General features: G+C 38.3%; 11 protein-coding genes. 5 read left to right on the top strand and 6 right to left on the bottom strand.

The annotated features are described in order from the left end of the window. Nucleotides 1-410: 410 nt before the first annotated feature. Nucleotides 411-980, bottom strand: coding sequence for a hypothetical protein (locus HG267_RS37410; RefSeq protein WP_263420086.1), 570 nt, complete (start codon nucleotides 978-980; stop codon nucleotides 411-413). Between the two features lie 774 nt (nucleotides 981-1,754). Here HG267_RS37410 and HG267_RS37405 point away from each other — a divergent pair. Next, entirely contained in the window at nucleotides 1,755-2,219 is a 465-nt protein-coding gene (locus tag HG267_RS37405; RefSeq protein WP_228045082.1) for a plasmid mobilization protein, read from the top strand. Between the two features lie 96 nt (nucleotides 2,220-2,315). After that, a complete protein-coding gene (locus tag HG267_RS37400) occupies nucleotides 2,316-3,770 on the top strand; it encodes a relaxase/mobilization nuclease domain-containing protein (RefSeq protein ID WP_071846793.1) in 1,455 nt (484 codons plus the stop codon). A 266-nt stretch (nucleotides 3,771-4,036) separates the two neighbouring features. Here the strand turns inward: HG267_RS37400 and HG267_RS37395 are convergent, their stop codons facing one another. Beyond that, nucleotides 4,037-4,291: a hypothetical protein gene (locus tag HG267_RS37395; RefSeq protein ID WP_062243159.1), complete on the bottom strand. Its 255-nt coding sequence runs from the start codon at nucleotides 4,289-4,291 to the stop codon at nucleotides 4,037-4,039. A 244-nt stretch (nucleotides 4,292-4,535) separates the two neighbouring features. Next, the gene (locus HG267_RS37390; RefSeq protein WP_045873761.1) at nucleotides 4,536-4,877 is read right to left on the bottom strand and encodes a hypothetical protein; all 342 of its coding nucleotides are present in this window, start codon (nucleotides 4,875-4,877) and stop codon (nucleotides 4,536-4,538) included. A gap of 305 nt (nucleotides 4,878-5,182) precedes the next feature. On the opposite strand from HG267_RS37390, the gene HG267_RS37385 reads away from it, so the two are divergent. Beyond that, nucleotides 5,183-5,488 carry a hypothetical protein gene (locus HG267_RS37385; RefSeq protein ID WP_052335391.1) on the top strand — a complete coding sequence of 102 codons (306 nt, stop codon included), beginning with the start codon at nucleotides 5,183-5,185 and terminating at the stop codon, nucleotides 5,486-5,488. A 289-nt stretch (nucleotides 5,489-5,777) separates the two neighbouring features. Here HG267_RS37385 and HG267_RS37380 read toward each other — a convergent pair whose 3' ends face one another. Further along, nucleotides 5,778-6,140 carry a hypothetical protein gene (locus HG267_RS37380; RefSeq protein ID WP_045873762.1) on the bottom strand — a complete coding sequence of 121 codons (363 nt, stop codon included), beginning with the start codon at nucleotides 6,138-6,140 and terminating at the stop codon, nucleotides 5,778-5,780. A gap of 28 nt (nucleotides 6,141-6,168) precedes the next feature. Beyond that, a complete protein-coding gene (locus HG267_RS37375; RefSeq protein WP_045873763.1) occupies nucleotides 6,169-6,363 on the bottom strand; it encodes a hypothetical protein in 195 nt (64 codons plus the stop codon). Between the two features lie 61 nt (nucleotides 6,364-6,424). On the opposite strand from HG267_RS37375, the gene HG267_RS37370 reads away from it, so the two are divergent. Continuing rightward, nucleotides 6,425-7,105 (top strand): hypothetical protein, encoded by a 681-nt coding sequence (locus HG267_RS37370; RefSeq protein WP_045873764.1) that lies wholly within the window; start codon nucleotides 6,425-6,427, stop codon nucleotides 7,103-7,105. A gap of 315 nt (nucleotides 7,106-7,420) precedes the next feature. Here the strand turns inward: HG267_RS37370 and HG267_RS37365 are convergent, their stop codons facing one another. After that, nucleotides 7,421-8,224, bottom strand: a complete 804-nt coding sequence (locus tag HG267_RS37365; protein WP_096622312.1) for a sulfite exporter TauE/SafE family protein — start codon at nucleotides 8,222-8,224, stop codon at nucleotides 7,421-7,423. Nucleotides 8,225-9,309: 1,085 nt separating this feature from the next. Here HG267_RS37365 and HG267_RS37360 point away from each other — a divergent pair. After that, the gene (locus tag HG267_RS37360) at nucleotides 9,310-17,064 is read left to right on the top strand and encodes a hypothetical protein (protein WP_062243162.1); all 7,755 of its coding nucleotides are present in this window, start codon (nucleotides 9,310-9,312) and stop codon (nucleotides 17,062-17,064) included. Nucleotides 17,065-17,068 lie beyond the last annotated feature (4 nt).

Here is a 17,068-nt window from a genome sequence, read left to right as displayed (position 1 = left end):
ACAAATTTGCTTTGCTGCAAAATTGGTGATTGCAACTTTTACAAATGAAATATCATGAAAGCAATTGCGCCTGCGGAGTTAGAATGCGATCGCCTCTCCAGTTCGGTCAAATACTGTTAACGCACTCGACTATAAGCTTTGACCAAGTATATGGCTGAAATTGTTTAATCGAAACTTTGAGTAATGCAGGTGCTTGGGCAAAAACTTCTTCTCAATGTGCCTTGTGAAGAGGTACAGAGCACTTCGTAGCAACAGTGCCTGACGCGATGCCTGCGGCGGGTGTAGCCATCGCACTCTAGAAAATATTGCCCACAACAAACAGGACAAGGGAGGGAATTACGTAAGTATCATAAGCGAAGGCAAAGAATACGCTTTTCTTTAATACCTAACAGCCATTCCCCATAATCCCTTCACTCCAGACGAAATCCTGCATCAACTTCTATTTCTGCCTTAGCAATTGGGTCATCCTCATCATCATTAAAGAACCCATCATCTTCAAAATCTTGTTCCAAAATATTTGATCCGGCTGGTTCTGAGATAACAGGTAACGAGTCAGGACTTGGCTCAGTGGCATCAAAAAAAGAAACCGAAGGGGGAACCAAACTAGCTGAAACAGGAGTTATTCCTACTCCATTAGTTCCAACTGTTGGTTGTAAACCAATCACACCCTGCGAGAAAATTCCACTATGAGGATTAACAAGAACTACCTGGGGCAACCCCTCCATCCCAAATGTCCGTTTCATCTTAATTATCTGAGCTTCAAGTTGCGCGATCGCATCATGGAGGGCCAATTGCAATTCAACACCAGATACACCTGCGGCTGATAGTGCAAACGGCAGGTAATACGCCCGCAGGGCCTCACATACTAACTCAGTTTGCCCTCGCTTCTTCGACTGGAGATAGCTAATTACTATCCCATCCTCTGTATCCTTGTTTCGCATGATTCGCGCCAACTCAACCGAATCGGCAGGCTTACTCATTCTTGCCATATTTATATCACCTGCAAACCAAGCTTCTCAGTAAGCTATTTGTCAATACTCTTACTTTAACCACACGGTAGGAGAACTTACCCCCGTATTTACTCCTAACTACCCCAATTCACACACTAATTACCCCAATCAATTGAAAATCAGGTGTAATTTTTTAAATAAAGATATGTTGTTAACTGATAAATAAACTCCCACAATTCCCATGATTGAGGTATTCTGAGGGCAAATTGACTCAACTATTTCAGCATTACTTCAAACATCAATTGTCTTGGAATAAAACTCTACAACCCTCTCTGCATATGAATTTATATCAGTCCCGTTCCACAACAGGCAATTGCTATCGCCATACAGTCCTGTAATTAAAACAAGGTATGTTTAATAGGGTCATTTTATCCTTATATTATTTGCAATAAACTAGATTAATTGACAATATATTCAATAAAATTGTTTATTATACAGTTCTAAATACTACTTTTGTTTCATATCTACTGTTTGATAACTAAACAAATTGATATAAATAACACCTAAAAATATCGGGAATTACGTATATTTTTAAACTTGACTCGCTAGGCGATCGCAAGCTGACGACATGATATACAATCCCTATAAACCAACAATTACAGCAATAATAATCAGGTCTACGGCTTCAGCATCACTTACAAGACGAACCACAAGATATTAACCTTGTATCCATATCACAAGTTACAGTACTCTCACGGACGGCATCTAAATCCAGTACAGTTTATACCAAAAATAGCAATAGTATTGTCTGGGATTGAGATCGTACACTGTTGTGAAACTTACCGTTATCCGCCAGTGTCGGAGTATGGCCCCAGACTGTGCGTGCCATTTAGTCCTGTAGTGAAACAAGGTATGGTAAATGACCCCGTAAAGCGAACTAAATCCATCAAGGTATACCTCTTTGAGGAAGAAAAAACTAGCATTGAGGAAAAAGCCACCGCCACAGGGGTAACTGCATCTGAGTATTTACGTTCCTGTGGATTAAGGCGGGTACTAACGGCAAAACCGTCTGCCGACTTGATAACTATCCGCGCTACTGCTGGAAACCTTAAAAGCGAACTGATGATGTTATCTCACTTAGCGAAAGAAACAAACAACCAGCAAATTTTGGATACTGTTAATAAGGCGATCGCACTTGTAGATCAGACCATCGCAGCTGCATTTAACATAGACGTTCCCGATAAATCACCCTCAAGCCAAGATAAATAAGGCATTGTAGGTTCTATAGCCCCCACTTTCAACTGTCTCAACTTGATTCCCGTCATCTACAAAAAACCCAATTTTCTCGATACGCTCAAGTATGTCTTGGGGAAAGATGATGCTGCGATTGTCGATACTAATATGATGGGAACAAAGCCAAATGAATTTAACCAGCAGTTTCTCACCATCAAGTACACCAACAAAGCAGTTAAACGGCAGTGCGCTCACCTCATCATCTCAATCGCACACCGCCCGAACTACCACGAGCATTTATCCAACAGTCAGTACAGTTATGTAGCAAGAGAATATCTCAAGGATATGGGATACTTGCCCAAGGAAGAATCATCTGTAGGAGCTACCAGTCAGTTCGTTGCAGTACGCCACCACGATCGCCACCACGAACACCTGCACATAATCGCCTCCCGGATTCGGTTAGATGGCAGCTTAGTTAATGATTCCTATGATTATTTCAACTCCCAAGTCTCAACTAGACGCATCGCAGCGGAACTAGGATTAGAGGTGACACCGACAACAAATGAAGCTGTGTCCTTTAAGTTAGAACAAGAGTACGGAATAATTACACTCACCAGCCCCAACCGATCAAAAAGCATTAGAGCAGTCAACAGTAAGCACAAAACCCCAACCAGTAAGGAAATTATTCGCCAAGCAATAGGAGAAGCCATTAAGGACAGTCCCACCGTCTCTACCTTCATTCAACGCCTGGAGGAAAACAACATTGGAGTATTGCCTAAGATGCAGGGGCAAGAACTACTAGGCTTTACCTACATTCATAATGATGTAAAAATTGCTGGTTATCAAGTATACAAACCTTATAGCTGGAACAAACTGCGGTCTGAATATGGAATCATGTACGACCCAGATAAAGATATAGAAGTAATTCAAAAAGCTAAAGCCAAAGCAATTGCTCGCATAAATAGCATAATTTTAAGTAATAATGATTACTTATATAGTGATAAACCTACTAATAGCAGTACAAGTGATAGCAATGGTGATACCGATAGTAACTCCAAAACACTTGTTAGTACATATACACTAAACAGTAATTATCCAAGTGAGATTCCAGTAATACAATCCAAATTATTGGAAGACAAACCCACATTGAAAGCAAATAATACTAAGAAGCAAGTTCAGCCGCATCCCCAAAAACAGTACCCACAACAGGATATTTCAGAAGAAAATGGTCTTACTGCTAAACAATTCCTGGAAGAGCAATCTTCCCCTGTTCCTCCTTCTCTTAACCTTCTGCCTTCTACTCTCAAACATCTGCCTTCTATAATCACTGACTATATGCTTGTTACCAATAACTTCCGTATCAAAGGACGGGAGTTGAGTGCCAGCTTAGATAGCAATACTCTGAGTGTTTACCGTCATGGGGATAATACTCCTGTGATGCAAACCTGCTACAGTCATGGAAACTGGTATGAAGAGATACAAACTCGATTAACAACAAATGAAATCGAGCAGATTGAAAGCCTGCGTTTCTTTACGCAACAAGTATTAATGAATAAACAGCGATCGCAAAGAGGTATTGAGCAATAGTAAATCATCTGTAGATAGAGAGAATTTAATCTACTCAGAATTAGGAGTAGAACTGGCGAAGACACTGTTGGCGAAGTGGTCACCAAGTGCAAACTAAACAGTTTAGGTTTTAAAAATTTCGTCTAGCAATCCAGGTTCTTTGTCTAGCCGGATGTGAATTTGGGGGCGGCTATTTGTGGACTTGTCAGGCATAAAAAATTGTTTTGTCTATTGGTGTCTAAGCATCAACAGTACAATTTTTTGCGTTTATATTTATTAGAGGTAAATTAAACCGTAAAATGTAGAAATTCGCTAACTTCAAGGCCGGTGCATTCAACAGATAAGCTATCTGGGTTGATTCCCTGAAAGTCTAGATTCTTTTTCTCATAAGTTTTTAGCCTACCTATTGTGCTTTCGGCTAATTCCTTGGTTTTAAATAAGCAAGCTTCTTCTATTTCAAAAGTCCATTCAGTATTTGATACGTAATAGTAATTTAAATCTAGAAAGTGACCAAATACTACCCAGACATCTTTTTTAGACATAAATTTTATTTTCTCTTTTATGAAGAATAATCAGCCCCAGCATTAATAAAATAACTATCTATTTCGCAGTAGTTATCGCCACTAAATATTATTCTAGGCTCCTCATAATAGAAAACTTCTGCATAAACATCTTGTTTTATTAATTCAGCAAAATTATCAGCTTCAAATGTTACGCCTCTAGGCGAAAAAAATATCTTCTATTCCAACTCCTCCAGTTCCGCCACAAGCCGGACATTCAATTTCCTCAAACTGATTTTTGTGTATTTTTGATTTTATTTTTTTCATAATCGTAAGTAAATTCAGGTATTTTACTAGAGGATTCAATAAAATAAGTCAAGTAACTTTTAATAATTTTAATATCTTCTTCTAGCCGATTTTTAGTAGATTTTATTCGGGATAATGCAATGTACAAATAAGTATCGATTGAATCTTTATCAGTTCCTTCTGCAAATTCTTCTTTTAAATCTTCTAAATTTTCAATTGAAAAATTTAAGTGGCTAATATGACTGCCAAAATCATCTAAATAGCAAGAGACTCTAGCTACAGCTTCCTTAATATCAGATGCTATCGTTTCATCTATGCACATAATCAAAAGTTAGATTTTGTTTCAAAATTAGTTAGCTAATTCTATAATTTTACTTTCTTGTGACATAACTCTTGTTTTGTCATAAATGTTGAAAGTAATATAACAATTTTACATTGTTTTGCATTTTTGCAGTTCTGCAATGTCTGCTAAAATATAATTTTGACAACATAACTCTCACAATAAAGACAGTTGCCCAGACGATACATTACTCTTACGACGCGTACGAAGGCTGAAGTGACAAACTGTACACAATACACATAAGTTTGTCCGATAATTATCTTATGACACAAAATTGTATAAATTATATGGATATACTCGATGAGCTTTATATACTAGATGAAAATAAACAACCTATTAAGCCCGACAGTCTTGAGCAATGGTCTGACTGGCGGAAAAATGAAAACAATATACAAGTAGCTTTAGATACTTTTTCGTGGGGAAGAGTATCTACCATTTTTTTAGGAAAGGATTATTCTAATTTTCCTAATCAAGAACCACAGCTTTTTGAAACTATGGTTTTTGGAGGTGAATACAATGGTAAATTCTGGAGATATTCAACTTGGGAACAAGCTGTTACCGGACATCAAGAAGTTTGTATGATAGCTATTTGAGCCTATTGTATTGGTGAGAAAAATCTAAACTTATAATAAGCCTAAAGTAAAAAAATACTGTTGTAAAATTGGTGACAAGTCAGCCATAATTTTTTGTTAATATGATAAGAATTTAGCACTCAAGAGCCAAGAGCAAGAATACAAAATTACCTCAGTATAATTAACAGTTTGATTTATCAACTTACATCTAGTTTTTATAACTATTCTGACGAATGTATTCTGACATAATTTCTAATCTTATTTTTAGAGAGGAGTAATTTTATTCATTTTATTCGCTCGATTGCCAACTTCAACCAATTCGTTCAGCTTTTGATACAGGAGGTTCTAAAAAATCGAATCCGCTTTCAACAAGCCACTGTTTAGAAATAGCATCAGGACGATTAACAATAAAGCTGCAAGCGTCGTCTAATTCTTCAAACACTCTGTTACAAATAGTTGGGTGCTGATAATCTCCTACTCCCACCACCCAAACCTCTTGCCCATAATTAGACAAGTAAATCCTGACTACGTTTTCTGGATAACAATGCCAATTTTTGGGATCGGAAACTACAGATATTGTATCTGTGGGGAAGGGAAGCTCACGATTAATTCTTCCGTCAGGAAACTCAGCACTGTACTTGGCTATATATTCTTGGATTTTTAGTTTAACCATATTTATTAGCTAAGACACACAAATGTTTTTATAAATCACAGCGCAACAACTTAATCTTGAAATACCCTCGTTTAAGTTTCTCACTTCCGCTGACTTCATAAAATTTATCTGGTTTTTGAACAATTTCAACCAGTCCCTGCGCTTCCATATTTTCAAACAACGACTGCCACGACGCAATATCTTGCTCAGGCGCAAAAATTCTAACATCGTTTATCTCGCCCATAAGCCTCTTTGTTCTAGCTATATAAAATTATAAAAGTAACTAGAACAAAAAACGATAACCCATGCCCAAGAAAAAATGTGGAATTGGATTTGACTGTGCCAGTATGATGCAGCACCCAGGCATAGATCCTGGCGACTGCTTAAATTACAAAACTTGTGGGAGTGCGCTTGAACTAACCCCCGATGAAGAACTCGAACTTGTTCGTATCCGGGAAGAACAAATGCGCCAGTATCAAGAACAAATTCGCCTGACTCGTCGTTCTGCCGCCATTATGATGCTGATGAGGCGCGGCTGCCCACAGTCACCAGAATCGTTAGGTATTGTCTCCGCCGTCGAGGCGATCGCCACCACATTAGATAATATTCGTACTGGACTTACTAACTTCGACGGACAGTACATCGCACCACCTAGTTGCGAACTCCACATTTACAATGTCAAACGCCCCAGTGGTACGTACTCATACTATAAACTAACTGCCGAAAACGCAATATTTGCACCTTCAGAGAAAGAACAACAAGTACGGGTAATTCACCTCAGCCATCATAATGATGCGCGGTATATAGAAGCACAACTTGGTATCGAACGGCGAAACAAGTTAACCCAGGTGCGAACACTGCTTCAGAACGCAAGCGCATTGCTTGAGGAAGCAACACGTCTACTTGAACAAACCACAGATATGAACAGTCCAAATGCTACAGTTGAAGTTTTCAATATTGATGAAATTACACCAAGCAATTTATAAAACCAGCAAAAAAAAGAAAAATTTACTTCGATTACTGCCGTCAAATTTTTAACCATAGTCTTACATAGACGTGCAACTTCAGCTTAGTTCTAGTTTCTTTAAATAAAAAGAATAGCTAGAATAAAGGGCAACCCTAAAATTTTGGCTTAATCTGTAGGTGTACATTTAGAATAAAGTTCCAAAATTTAAAATTTTTAAGGGTATGGACTCAATGTAGCGATCGCTAACAATCTCTGCGGGCGATCGCAAGAGTTATTTGTTTTCTCTGGATATCCAAAAATTTATGGGGTGAAAGGTTTTTTGGGTATCCTTTCTTTAAACTAAAGGTGTAAATTGACTAATAGTACTAGTTGACTGATTAGGTTGTAGGGATTTACGTAGTGTGACGATTGTAAGAATAGTCACAACTGTAAGGTAGATACGTTGTAGCCAGATACTACTCAAGCTTAGGGTAATACGTCCGCCAATAATTCCGCCTATGAACATTGTAAAACCAAGAATTATACCTAACTTGTAATCTACAAGTCCTTGCATCATAAATATTAAAGTAGCAATGAGTGAGGAAAATATATTAATAAGCTTAGTTGTTGCTATTGCTTGAACAAATGTCATGCGAAATAGCATTACATAGGCTGCTGTTAGTAAAGTCACATAACCACCACTAAAAAAGCCACCATAAATACCAATTATAAAAGTGGCTATATAGCCTACAATTTCTGCTGCCTGTGAGGGTATTGCTTCTGCTGGGACTACTCCAGCATTCTTGTTAGCAATTGATAATACCGTAACTAAAATCATTGAGATAGAGATAACAAGTGGTATTGATTTTGAAGGTACAATCAGAACAAGCAATGCTCCCAAAATTGATGATGTAAGCGTTAGAAAAATCAATAATGGTAAGCGAGGACGGTCAATTACTCCTTTACCAATAAAAGGTAATGTGCCACCAATGCTCATTAATGTTAATGCAAACATATTAGTAGCAAGAGCAGTGCGTGATTCAATTCCGAACTGAAGCATTACAGGTACAGTAATTAAAGAAGTGCTGCCAGTGATGACGCTGATGACGCTTGCTATCAAAAAAATTGTCATTAGAATAAGTAATTGAATAGTTAGCAAAATAGATACACTTCCTTTAAAGTACAGTTTGCCAATCGAAATACTGGAGTTAGTAATAAAAGTAAATTAGCACATAATCAATAAAACTTAAATAGCCTATTACATAGAAAACTTTACCAACCATTGATACTTATTAATGAATTTGTTGGTATTTAGCTAATTATTTATTCAAATAAATTATAATTTTTTTAGTTAGTTAACTACTGTCCTCAAGAACGAGCGCTAACTTCAAAAGACAGATACTAAGCTTAACAGCTAATCCCTGGCTAATGACTCCCTGGTAAGATAGTCAGCCAGGGTTTTCAATTGGCCGCGTCTTTCCCTGTGTCCAAAATTGTCCAAAACCTAGCTAGACATATCTCCTAAAGACTCAAACTTTGCGATCATAGGCACTTGTTGGATGAAGATGAACAGAGTTAGTAAGCACTACAGCACTGTAATAATGTGGGGTAAGAAAAAACTCAGAAAAAAGCGTACTATTAAAATCTGCCAACCAAGAGTAGGAAGGGTTAAAGAGGCAATGCTACCCTAGTTACGCGGTCGAGCCTTTATTTAAAGTTCAATAGGTAGTCGCCAAAGCACAAAAGATATGGTTACACTAGGCGCGCTTAAGTGAAACCAGTAGTTATAGTATTTGAGTTAATCTAGTAGTTGACTGGCCTGAATAAAAAGTAAAACCTAGTGCTATCCTGCTACCAATTTTCATGACTCGCCGTACTTCCGGCTGCTATTTAGTATTGAGTTTTCAACACATTGTCACTCTGCCTAAAACTACAAACACAACCAGAATCGCAAACATTACAAAAGTTACTACTGATTTATAAATAAGCAAAAAGTAATCAATAAGTTTGTATATTTTTTGTCATACTTAAATTAGGAAATCACGCAGGATAAGCTTTCATAAAGACTAAGCTAAGTAAAAACCTTGTTCCAAGGTACTTTTAACTACTAATAAATTGTTAGTAGAAATTAGAAATTTGTTGAATAGATTACTGATAAAGAGAAAGTAAAATTAAACTCTACGGGTATTTTAGTGCCAAAAAGTAAAAATTTATCTTTAATTTTATAAGTTTAATTGTTCATATATGACAATTCAAGCTAAACATTTTGACACTAGATTAAATCAATGGATTCATACAGATGGTAATACAAATAATCCAGATTCGCTGTTAAAGGAAGAACTTAATAATACTCTACTAGAACATTTCTTTCCTGAGGTAAACTTTTCGTTCGGGCATATGGACGAAAAGTCTACTGTGGAACAATTAACTAATCATCCAGAAGGTCATAAATTATTATTATCATCAAAAACTCGGTTGTTATATGGCCCCGAAAAATGTCTAGATACAATTAGGCAATTATGCCCTGATAACAAAGATAGAGGTGCTTACGGATCTATCTTTCTTGGTTCATGTAGAAATGCTGTTAATAAAGAGTTAAACATCCTAATAGTTGATGATAATAATGGTGAAAATGGCGGCATTATTAGTGATGACCAAGCATATCGGTTAACAGGAGACTGTTACGGACAAATATCAAAAGACCTGTATCACGAATTAACTAAGCATCAAAAAGGTGATAAATATCGAGTAATTCAGCACCGCTTTGGTTGGACTGATCGAGACGGAGATGATCAGAAATACCGTTTTGGTAAAGGTACACTACGCCCTGCTAACCTTGAGCAAATCCTCAATTATCAAGACTCCAATAACTCAACTAAAATTGACCTAATTCTTCCCTTATCTGCGTTCAAGGGAACTGATAAAGATAATCCCAATGGCCCAACTAAGCCTCAAATTCAACCTGGATTGTACAGACAAAATATCTGGCTAGGTGAAAAATCACAATCTGAACTCGGTAAGACAGCTATCTCACAGTTACTCGCTTCATTCCCTAACGGACTAAAAGACTTTACCGAACAATTAGAACTTGAAGCCAAAAAGCTTAAAGAAGCACAGGATGACCCTCGGCAACTTGCACAACTTTACTGCGAAAAGTACGAGAAGCGTAAAGCCTTTCTTGAAGAACAAGCAACCACACTAGAAGAACAAGCAGCAGAAGATCCAACATTAGCAGAAGAGTTAGAAACTTTGCGCTCGCGCATTGCTACTGACTCGTTGATTTACAAACTCATCAAAGCTGACCTGCAAGGAGAGGGGCAACTTCTCGAAACTGAGAAAGTACAGCGCGAACTCGCCCGGTTCGTCCAAAACGAGTGGAAAGAAATCGCCATCGGCAAGACGTTAACGTTTGAGCGAGCAATGGTCATTCCCTCCAAAGACCTGCAAAATGGGGAAATTTCCATACCGCATTATCAAGACGGCGAAGAAGTTCTCAACTTCCGCTCCCCTTTCCTTAACTCAAATGGTCTGTGCGTCTCAACTAACAAAATTGTAGAAGATATCCTTGGGCCTGATGGTCAACCTCTCGCTGGTGCGATCGCTGTCTCGGACGAAACAAGCGATCGCATTTACAACCGTCTCAATGAGCAAATTAAATCTATCCTGCCAGAAGCTCAAGGAAAAAATATCCAGTTAGAAGGTATTGAAAATTACTTAGACCAAAGTATCAGTAAGCTCGAAACTAAAGATAAAATCGAGTTTACTAACAAATTTAACGAGTATATTTTAGAACTACAATCAGTTGGTTATGAATTAGAGATTCTCCCTCAAGAGTCCGAACAAGAGCGCCAGGCACGCGATTACGATGGTGATTGTATCGGCTTCGAGCGGGCAAGCAAGTATCCCAACTTCACCATCGAAGCAAAAGAGCGCAACCTGCCCGAAAACGCCTACGCTCCAACTGTCAAACTTAAAAAACAATCTTTCTACCAAGAAGATGGAAGCCAGCCAGAATTTGAGGAAATCGCCATCCACATGAGCGATGGCATTAGTGTGGGTGTTATCAACAATCACCTTACCTCAATTGAGGCGTTAGAGTCAGAAATTACGATTCTCAAAAACTTTGGTAGTGAAAAAGACTCAATTGAGTACGTACAGCAGGTAGCCAAACACTACGAAGATTTATTCAAAACAGAAGCCTGGGCAAAATCCAAGGGTATTGAAGGGAAGGAGATTCCAAGCAAGTATCGCAGTTACATGGAAGAGTTCATCAAAACTGTTCGACAAGAACCCTTAAACCAGGCTAATGCAGTAGTGGCGATGAACATTAATACCCAAATGTATCGTGAAATGATTGCTGAGGCAGCATTTCAAAATCAAATTTCAGTTGACCTTTTCAAGAGTGCCAAAAAACCTGAAATTGAAATTATTCGCAACAACAGTCGGATTCTTCACCGTGAAGTCAACTATATTAAGGATAAGAAGAAAGATGTCTATATTGACAATACAATTCAAACGACAGGATATTCTCCTGTTGAATTACTAATTGCTCAAACCAATCAGTATTTTGAAAAAGCTCGCCTCGAATCGCGTGAAATCGTTCAATTTCAAGCTTTATTTAAAGGGGTTGAATTTTCTCACGAACAGCGATTAAGAGCTACCCTCATCAAAAAAGAATTCGACAAATCATTCAACCGAGCAAGTGAGCTATCTAAACAAAAAGAAACTGAAAAAGGGCCATCTGTAAATATTACCCTTGCTAATGGTAATCAAGTAAGTATAACTAATCTTCTACAGTATGATAATAAATTTATCTGGAAAGCTAATACAATTACGATAAAACTATCAGAAATATCCGAAGATAAGCGCAATAATAACCGTCCGCATAAATATTTAGTTTATGCTCAAATTAACGATGAAACTGAAAATGGTAAACCCAAGTTTAGAACATTAGGAACACTAGCGAGAGAGCAAGAAAATAAACTCGAAGAGATAGGAATTACACTTGGGCACGAAGTAAAATCTAACAAAATATTATTCCAGCCTGAACTAAGCGAAGGTCAAATTAAACTTCTTTACCAAAAAGCTTACCAGATAGCAGAGGAATTTTATAATTCGCTCCCAGAAGACCAAAAGCTAACAATGGCAGCTGCCACCTGGGCAGTATCAACTACTCGTGAGAATAGTAATGATAAAAGTAGCGATCGCCAAAATAAAGTTTCTAATTTCGCTTTTGCTACCTTTCCTCAAGAGATTATCAGTCAGTTAAATACACTCAAGTTTACCGAGTTTAGTATCACTGGGTTTGACCGGAATAGTGAGTTTTTAAATGAAAATCAACCTCAGAGTATTCGATTTAATCTAGCTGAAGATGGAAAAAGCGTAATTGAAATCCAGAATCAAGAGGGTAATTACGAATCATTTGGAAATATTGAACAAAGTAACGCCCGGCTACCAATTGGTACTATTGCTATTGGTAATCTTGAAAAAGGTGAAGTATATACCACCTCTGTTACAACCAAAGTACCTGGACTACCAGAACTAACTTTCAAGGTAGGCGAAGTTAATAAGTTTGGAAATTCCCAAAGGTTTAATAATGAACCTGTAATGTTAACAATCGAAAAGGTTGACCTGATTCGGGAAGACTATACTATCTATCTTCAAAATGGTAACAAACCTGAAAAACTAGGCAATATTGATAAAGAATCAATCAAAGAAGGTATTGCTCAAGGCTGGCTAGCAGAAAAGCCTGGGAATGGGCAAAAGTTACATCTTAAAATTCAAACTATCATCACTGAACAAAATGCCTATGCTATAGCAGAAACATCTCAAAGCAATCTATTACGAATTAATATTACGAATCCAAAATACAAGAAACAGGAGATTAACAACCAAGCATTTCAAGAAACTTTAGTTCGTGCATTTGATAAAAAGCACGTTTATATTGCTAAAATTGGCGACCAATCACTCGGTATTATTGGTCAGCATAATGAACGTCTCGAAGCTGATTTAAATAAAGGGAATATACAAAAACAGTGGCAAAGGAAAGAAACTAGCACTGTACAAAAATTAATTGATACGGGTATTATTCGCCCAAACCAACAACGAACCACTATCCCTGTACAGATTACCAGTAATGAAAGTACCTGTAAAATAATTATTAATCCAGAAACAGTACAGTATCCTGACAAATGGGTTAAACGCAGTCAGCTTATAAGTAATGAAAAGCCTGTCAGAGACGAGCAGCAGGAAAAACGCAACCAAATACTCGGTAAAATTAACGAACGCCCTACAATCATGTTCCAAGATAAAGAACAAAAATTAGTAGGACTTTTAGGATTAGCAGTTGATGAAAATCTAACCGAAAAAACCAAAAAGTATCTCGAAAAAGTAGGAATATTATACGAACAACTTCCTGTATCACAAGCTCGGTTAGAAGGCAAAAAGGGAATGACTGTATTCGTACTTGATGAAACTACTATCAGCAGCGAATTAAGACAAACCTTTATTAACCGTGCTGGTGGTCATATCAAAAGTGCAGATACACCCTCACAACCCACTCCAATCATTCCCCAACAAACTGTATATTTTTATAATCCAAATCAACAATATACTTCTCCCGATGGAGCGCAGGTAGAAACTAAAGAAGCTTTTGGATTAGTAGTCCCCGCACAAGACGCGATCACTGTAGCCACTTGGTTAGAATTGAAATCTACTGAAAACGACTATTTTATTGAGAGTAACACAGCTACATTCATTTTTAATAAAAATGAGATTAGTGAGAAAATAACCGAAGAATTAAATACTTTACTTGGAGAAGCTATTAATATTGGCGAAGCTGATGGTTTTGACCGCTACGAACAGCTTAGTGCAGATTTAAATCAAAAAGTTACAGATGAAGGTAGTCTTTTAAAATTAAACCATATTCCAGAAAATAGTGATTACCAAAAAGCTCTAAAAGCACTTCCTAACCGTCCAAGAGAACTCAATCAAGAAGATTCTCCAGTACCAATTGTTCCTGCTAAAGCTTTACCAGAAAAGAATACAACTAATATTCAATTGAATACTAACGCCACAGTTGGAGTAATTTCACAAGTCTATCAAAACGCGGTTGAGATACAAGCAATAAATAATACACAATCAGAAACTAATAACCAGGCAATATTACTACCCAACTCGCGTCAAGCCGATCCAACTAAAGCTATTGAAATTTTGGGTAAGATAAGCGAAAAAAAAGTAGAACAGCTGCGATCGCATCTTGAAACCCACCTCAAACCTATACTTGAAAATGACAAATCTAACTATGCATTACTGAGACAAGTCGCCTGGATCGGTGCAAAATGGGATTTGAAGGATAAAGACTTTAAGCCAGGGGTACAGGACGACAAGTTGATGGAACTTGTTAAGCAAGTATATCCCGACGCTGATATTGTGCTGGTAACTTATTCCGAGAACCCCGGTGCTGGCATTAACTATCACCGCGATGACTCCTACGCCGCGACGGAGGCCCGCAGCATTAATATCGGAAATTCTGACTGGGGCTATCGCGCTGCTAAGGAACGAATGGCATGGACTAGGGAAGAGAATCAGGACGCACCATATCAAGAGTTTAAACTTGAGTCGGGTACAGTAACCCGCTTTAACTGCAAGAACGAACACGCTGCACTGAATACTGAGGCTGGCAGATGGTCTATCAACATCTGGTCAATTAAAAATGATCTGGGCAGAGAAAACAGCGTTCGCCAAAAATTTGAGAACTTCCTCACCTCAAACCAACCTCCTCGTGCGGTAGTCCAAACTAACAACGACCTCACCATCAAAGCTAACGAGTGGACACCAGGGGGAGAAATTAAAGTAGAGCGCAGTTATACCAGCCTCAGAGAAGTCGCCCAAAACATACCCTCACACCCTTCAAACCAACCAACTGTCGAAGAAATTATCGCCATTGGCAATTTCACTGCGGCACGCGCTGCTAATCCTCAGATTCCAGACAACCCAACTATATCTGGAAAACCAGTACCAATGATTTATTCGCTGCATCTGCACGGCGAAGCTGCCGCAGTACCAGTTGACACAACCATTGATGCTATGCGCGGACACGGTAGGATACACACTACCAGAGGTGTAGACTACCAAAAAACTTATGGTATCAATGAGGGAGATATTGCGATCGCCCAAGGTAAAAACGGCGAGCAAGTTGCTTTTCGGGTAGGTAAGCAATACAAAATTACCACCCAAATGATTCAAGACCCAAGTTACCAGCAAGCCTGGGCGAGATGGGAGAAGCATTCACCAAAAGAACTTACCCAAACTCAAGCGAGTAAGAGTCAGGTATATGGCTTATTCATGGAGCCACTAGGAGATTATGTCAATGGCAAAATTATTCCATTCCCAACCATCCAAAAACAACCTGCAACTCCAGTAAATATCAGCCCCGACTCCAAAGATGGGCTGGGAGTTGCACTCAGCCTTGCCACTGCACTCGCCAAAGAACAAGGCAAGCTGCAAAACGATTACCAAGTTTCAGTCAAAAATAATCCTGAAGCCCCCGCCGGGCAGTATGGAGTAGAAACCCATATCCAAAAACCTCAAGGGGTAGCATACGCATCCGCCGAACACGCATTTAATCACCAAAAGCAGTTGCATCCATCAGTTGATGAATACCAGCTAATGGTAGAAGTGCTTCAGGCTAAACTCGAACAACACCCCCGGCTAACTGAGGCGATCGCCAAACGCGGGGGAGTCAATTGGTTAGAGAATTGTACAAGCATTACTAATGCTCAGGATCAACAGTGGGAGGGTAAGGGTAAAGAATCCGCATTTATTCAAGCCCTTAGCGAAGCATATATGTATGTAGTTGCAAAAACACAACAAACTACAGTACAAACCCAGCAGGACAAGTCCCAACAGACTGCTCTGCGGCCCACAAATCCACTGTCCCAACTCGAACCTATAAACGCCGCCGTCGCTGAACACATGAAAAAAGACATTGCGATGGCCCAAATAGCTACCCAGTTTATCGGTAAATCAGCTGCACCCCCCGGTACACCTTCAAGCACTCGAAATTACGAGCAAGCATGGGGGGAACGCGCCAACACAGGAAATTACTCAAAAGAAGACATCATTATGGTGTCCGGATCTGGCCCGTGGCGCGGAGTAACAAGCGAGCAAATTTCCCAAACATTTGAAAATCACTATAAACCCCTACTTGATAAGGCAATAGCAGCGAAAAGCTCTTTTCTAGTTGGAAACGCACAAGGAACTGACCAATTAGTTCAAAATTATCTTCAAGAAAAAGGGTACAAAGTAGAACAAACTTCCCAAGGATACACAGTATTTAATCCTGTAGAAAACACCAAAGTTAGTAGCGATATTATTTCTGCCCATACACAAGTATCACATAATTCGTTGATTGCTAAAGACAAGAGCATTTTTTCATCACAACAAAGCCAAGAACCAAATATTGACCAAGCACTCGCATCACCTGCTCAACCCAAAATGCAGCAGGTTGGAGCAATGGATAGCATTATCGAGCGGATGAAAGCTAATACAGTGCAAAATCTCCAAGACTGGTATATGGCAGCTGAAAAACTCGGTAAATCAGACACATATCTCAATAGAATTCAAGAGATAACTAATTTATACATTCAAGAAAATATTAGTCTTGAGAATGCTTTTAAGGCAATGGAACAAGACATTAAAGAATTAGAAAAAGTTAATGAGATGACCAGTCTTGCTCAACGTGTAGTTAAGACAATTGGACAAGAAGATATTAATGGCATTATGTCAGTCCAAACAGAAAAATATCAGATTGCTACTCAAACTCAAAACCAAACTTATTTAGTTAAAGATAAAAAGGATAATATCTTGTTATATGTCAAACAGGGAAAAACTCAAGTAAGTAACATCAGTGATAAAACATTACAAGATTTTCAAGTTATGAATCTTCGCATCAATAATGCACTCAAAGATATCAAAAAAGATTTAGTAGAGAGGTAATTTT

This window comes from Tolypothrix sp. PCC 7601, from assembly GCF_025677855.1.
Classification (GTDB): Bacteria; Cyanobacteriota; Cyanobacteriia; order Cyanobacteriales; family Nostocaceae; genus Aulosira; species Aulosira diplosiphon.
Note: the sequence above shows the minus strand (reverse complement) of the source record. Positions and strands in the feature narration are given on the sequence as shown.

Excerpts from the sequence above, each read along its gene's own strand:
- HG267_RS37410 (WP_263420086.1), bottom strand. The coding sequence starts at position 980 with ATGAGTAAGCCTGCCGATTCGGTTGAGTTGGCGCGAATCATGCGAAAC.
- HG267_RS37395 (WP_062243159.1), bottom strand. The coding sequence starts at position 4,291 with ATGTCTAAAAAAGATGTCTGGGTAGTATTTGGTCACTTTCTAGATTTA.
- HG267_RS37390 (WP_045873761.1), bottom strand. The coding sequence starts at position 4,877 with ATGTGCATAGATGAAACGATAGCATCTGATATTAAGGAAGCTGTAGCT.
- HG267_RS37385 (WP_052335391.1), top strand. The coding sequence starts at position 5,183 with ATGGATATACTCGATGAGCTTTATATACTAGATGAAAATAAACAACCT.
- HG267_RS37380 (WP_045873762.1), bottom strand. The coding sequence starts at position 6,140 with ATGGTTAAACTAAAAATCCAAGAATATATAGCCAAGTACAGTGCTGAG.
- HG267_RS37375 (WP_045873763.1), bottom strand. The coding sequence starts at position 6,363 with ATGGGCGAGATAAACGATGTTAGAATTTTTGCGCCTGAGCAAGATATT.
- HG267_RS37370 (WP_045873764.1), top strand. The coding sequence starts at position 6,425 with ATGCCCAAGAAAAAATGTGGAATTGGATTTGACTGTGCCAGTATGATG.
- HG267_RS37360 (WP_062243162.1), top strand. The coding sequence starts at position 9,310 with ATGACAATTCAAGCTAAACATTTTGACACTAGATTAAATCAATGGATT.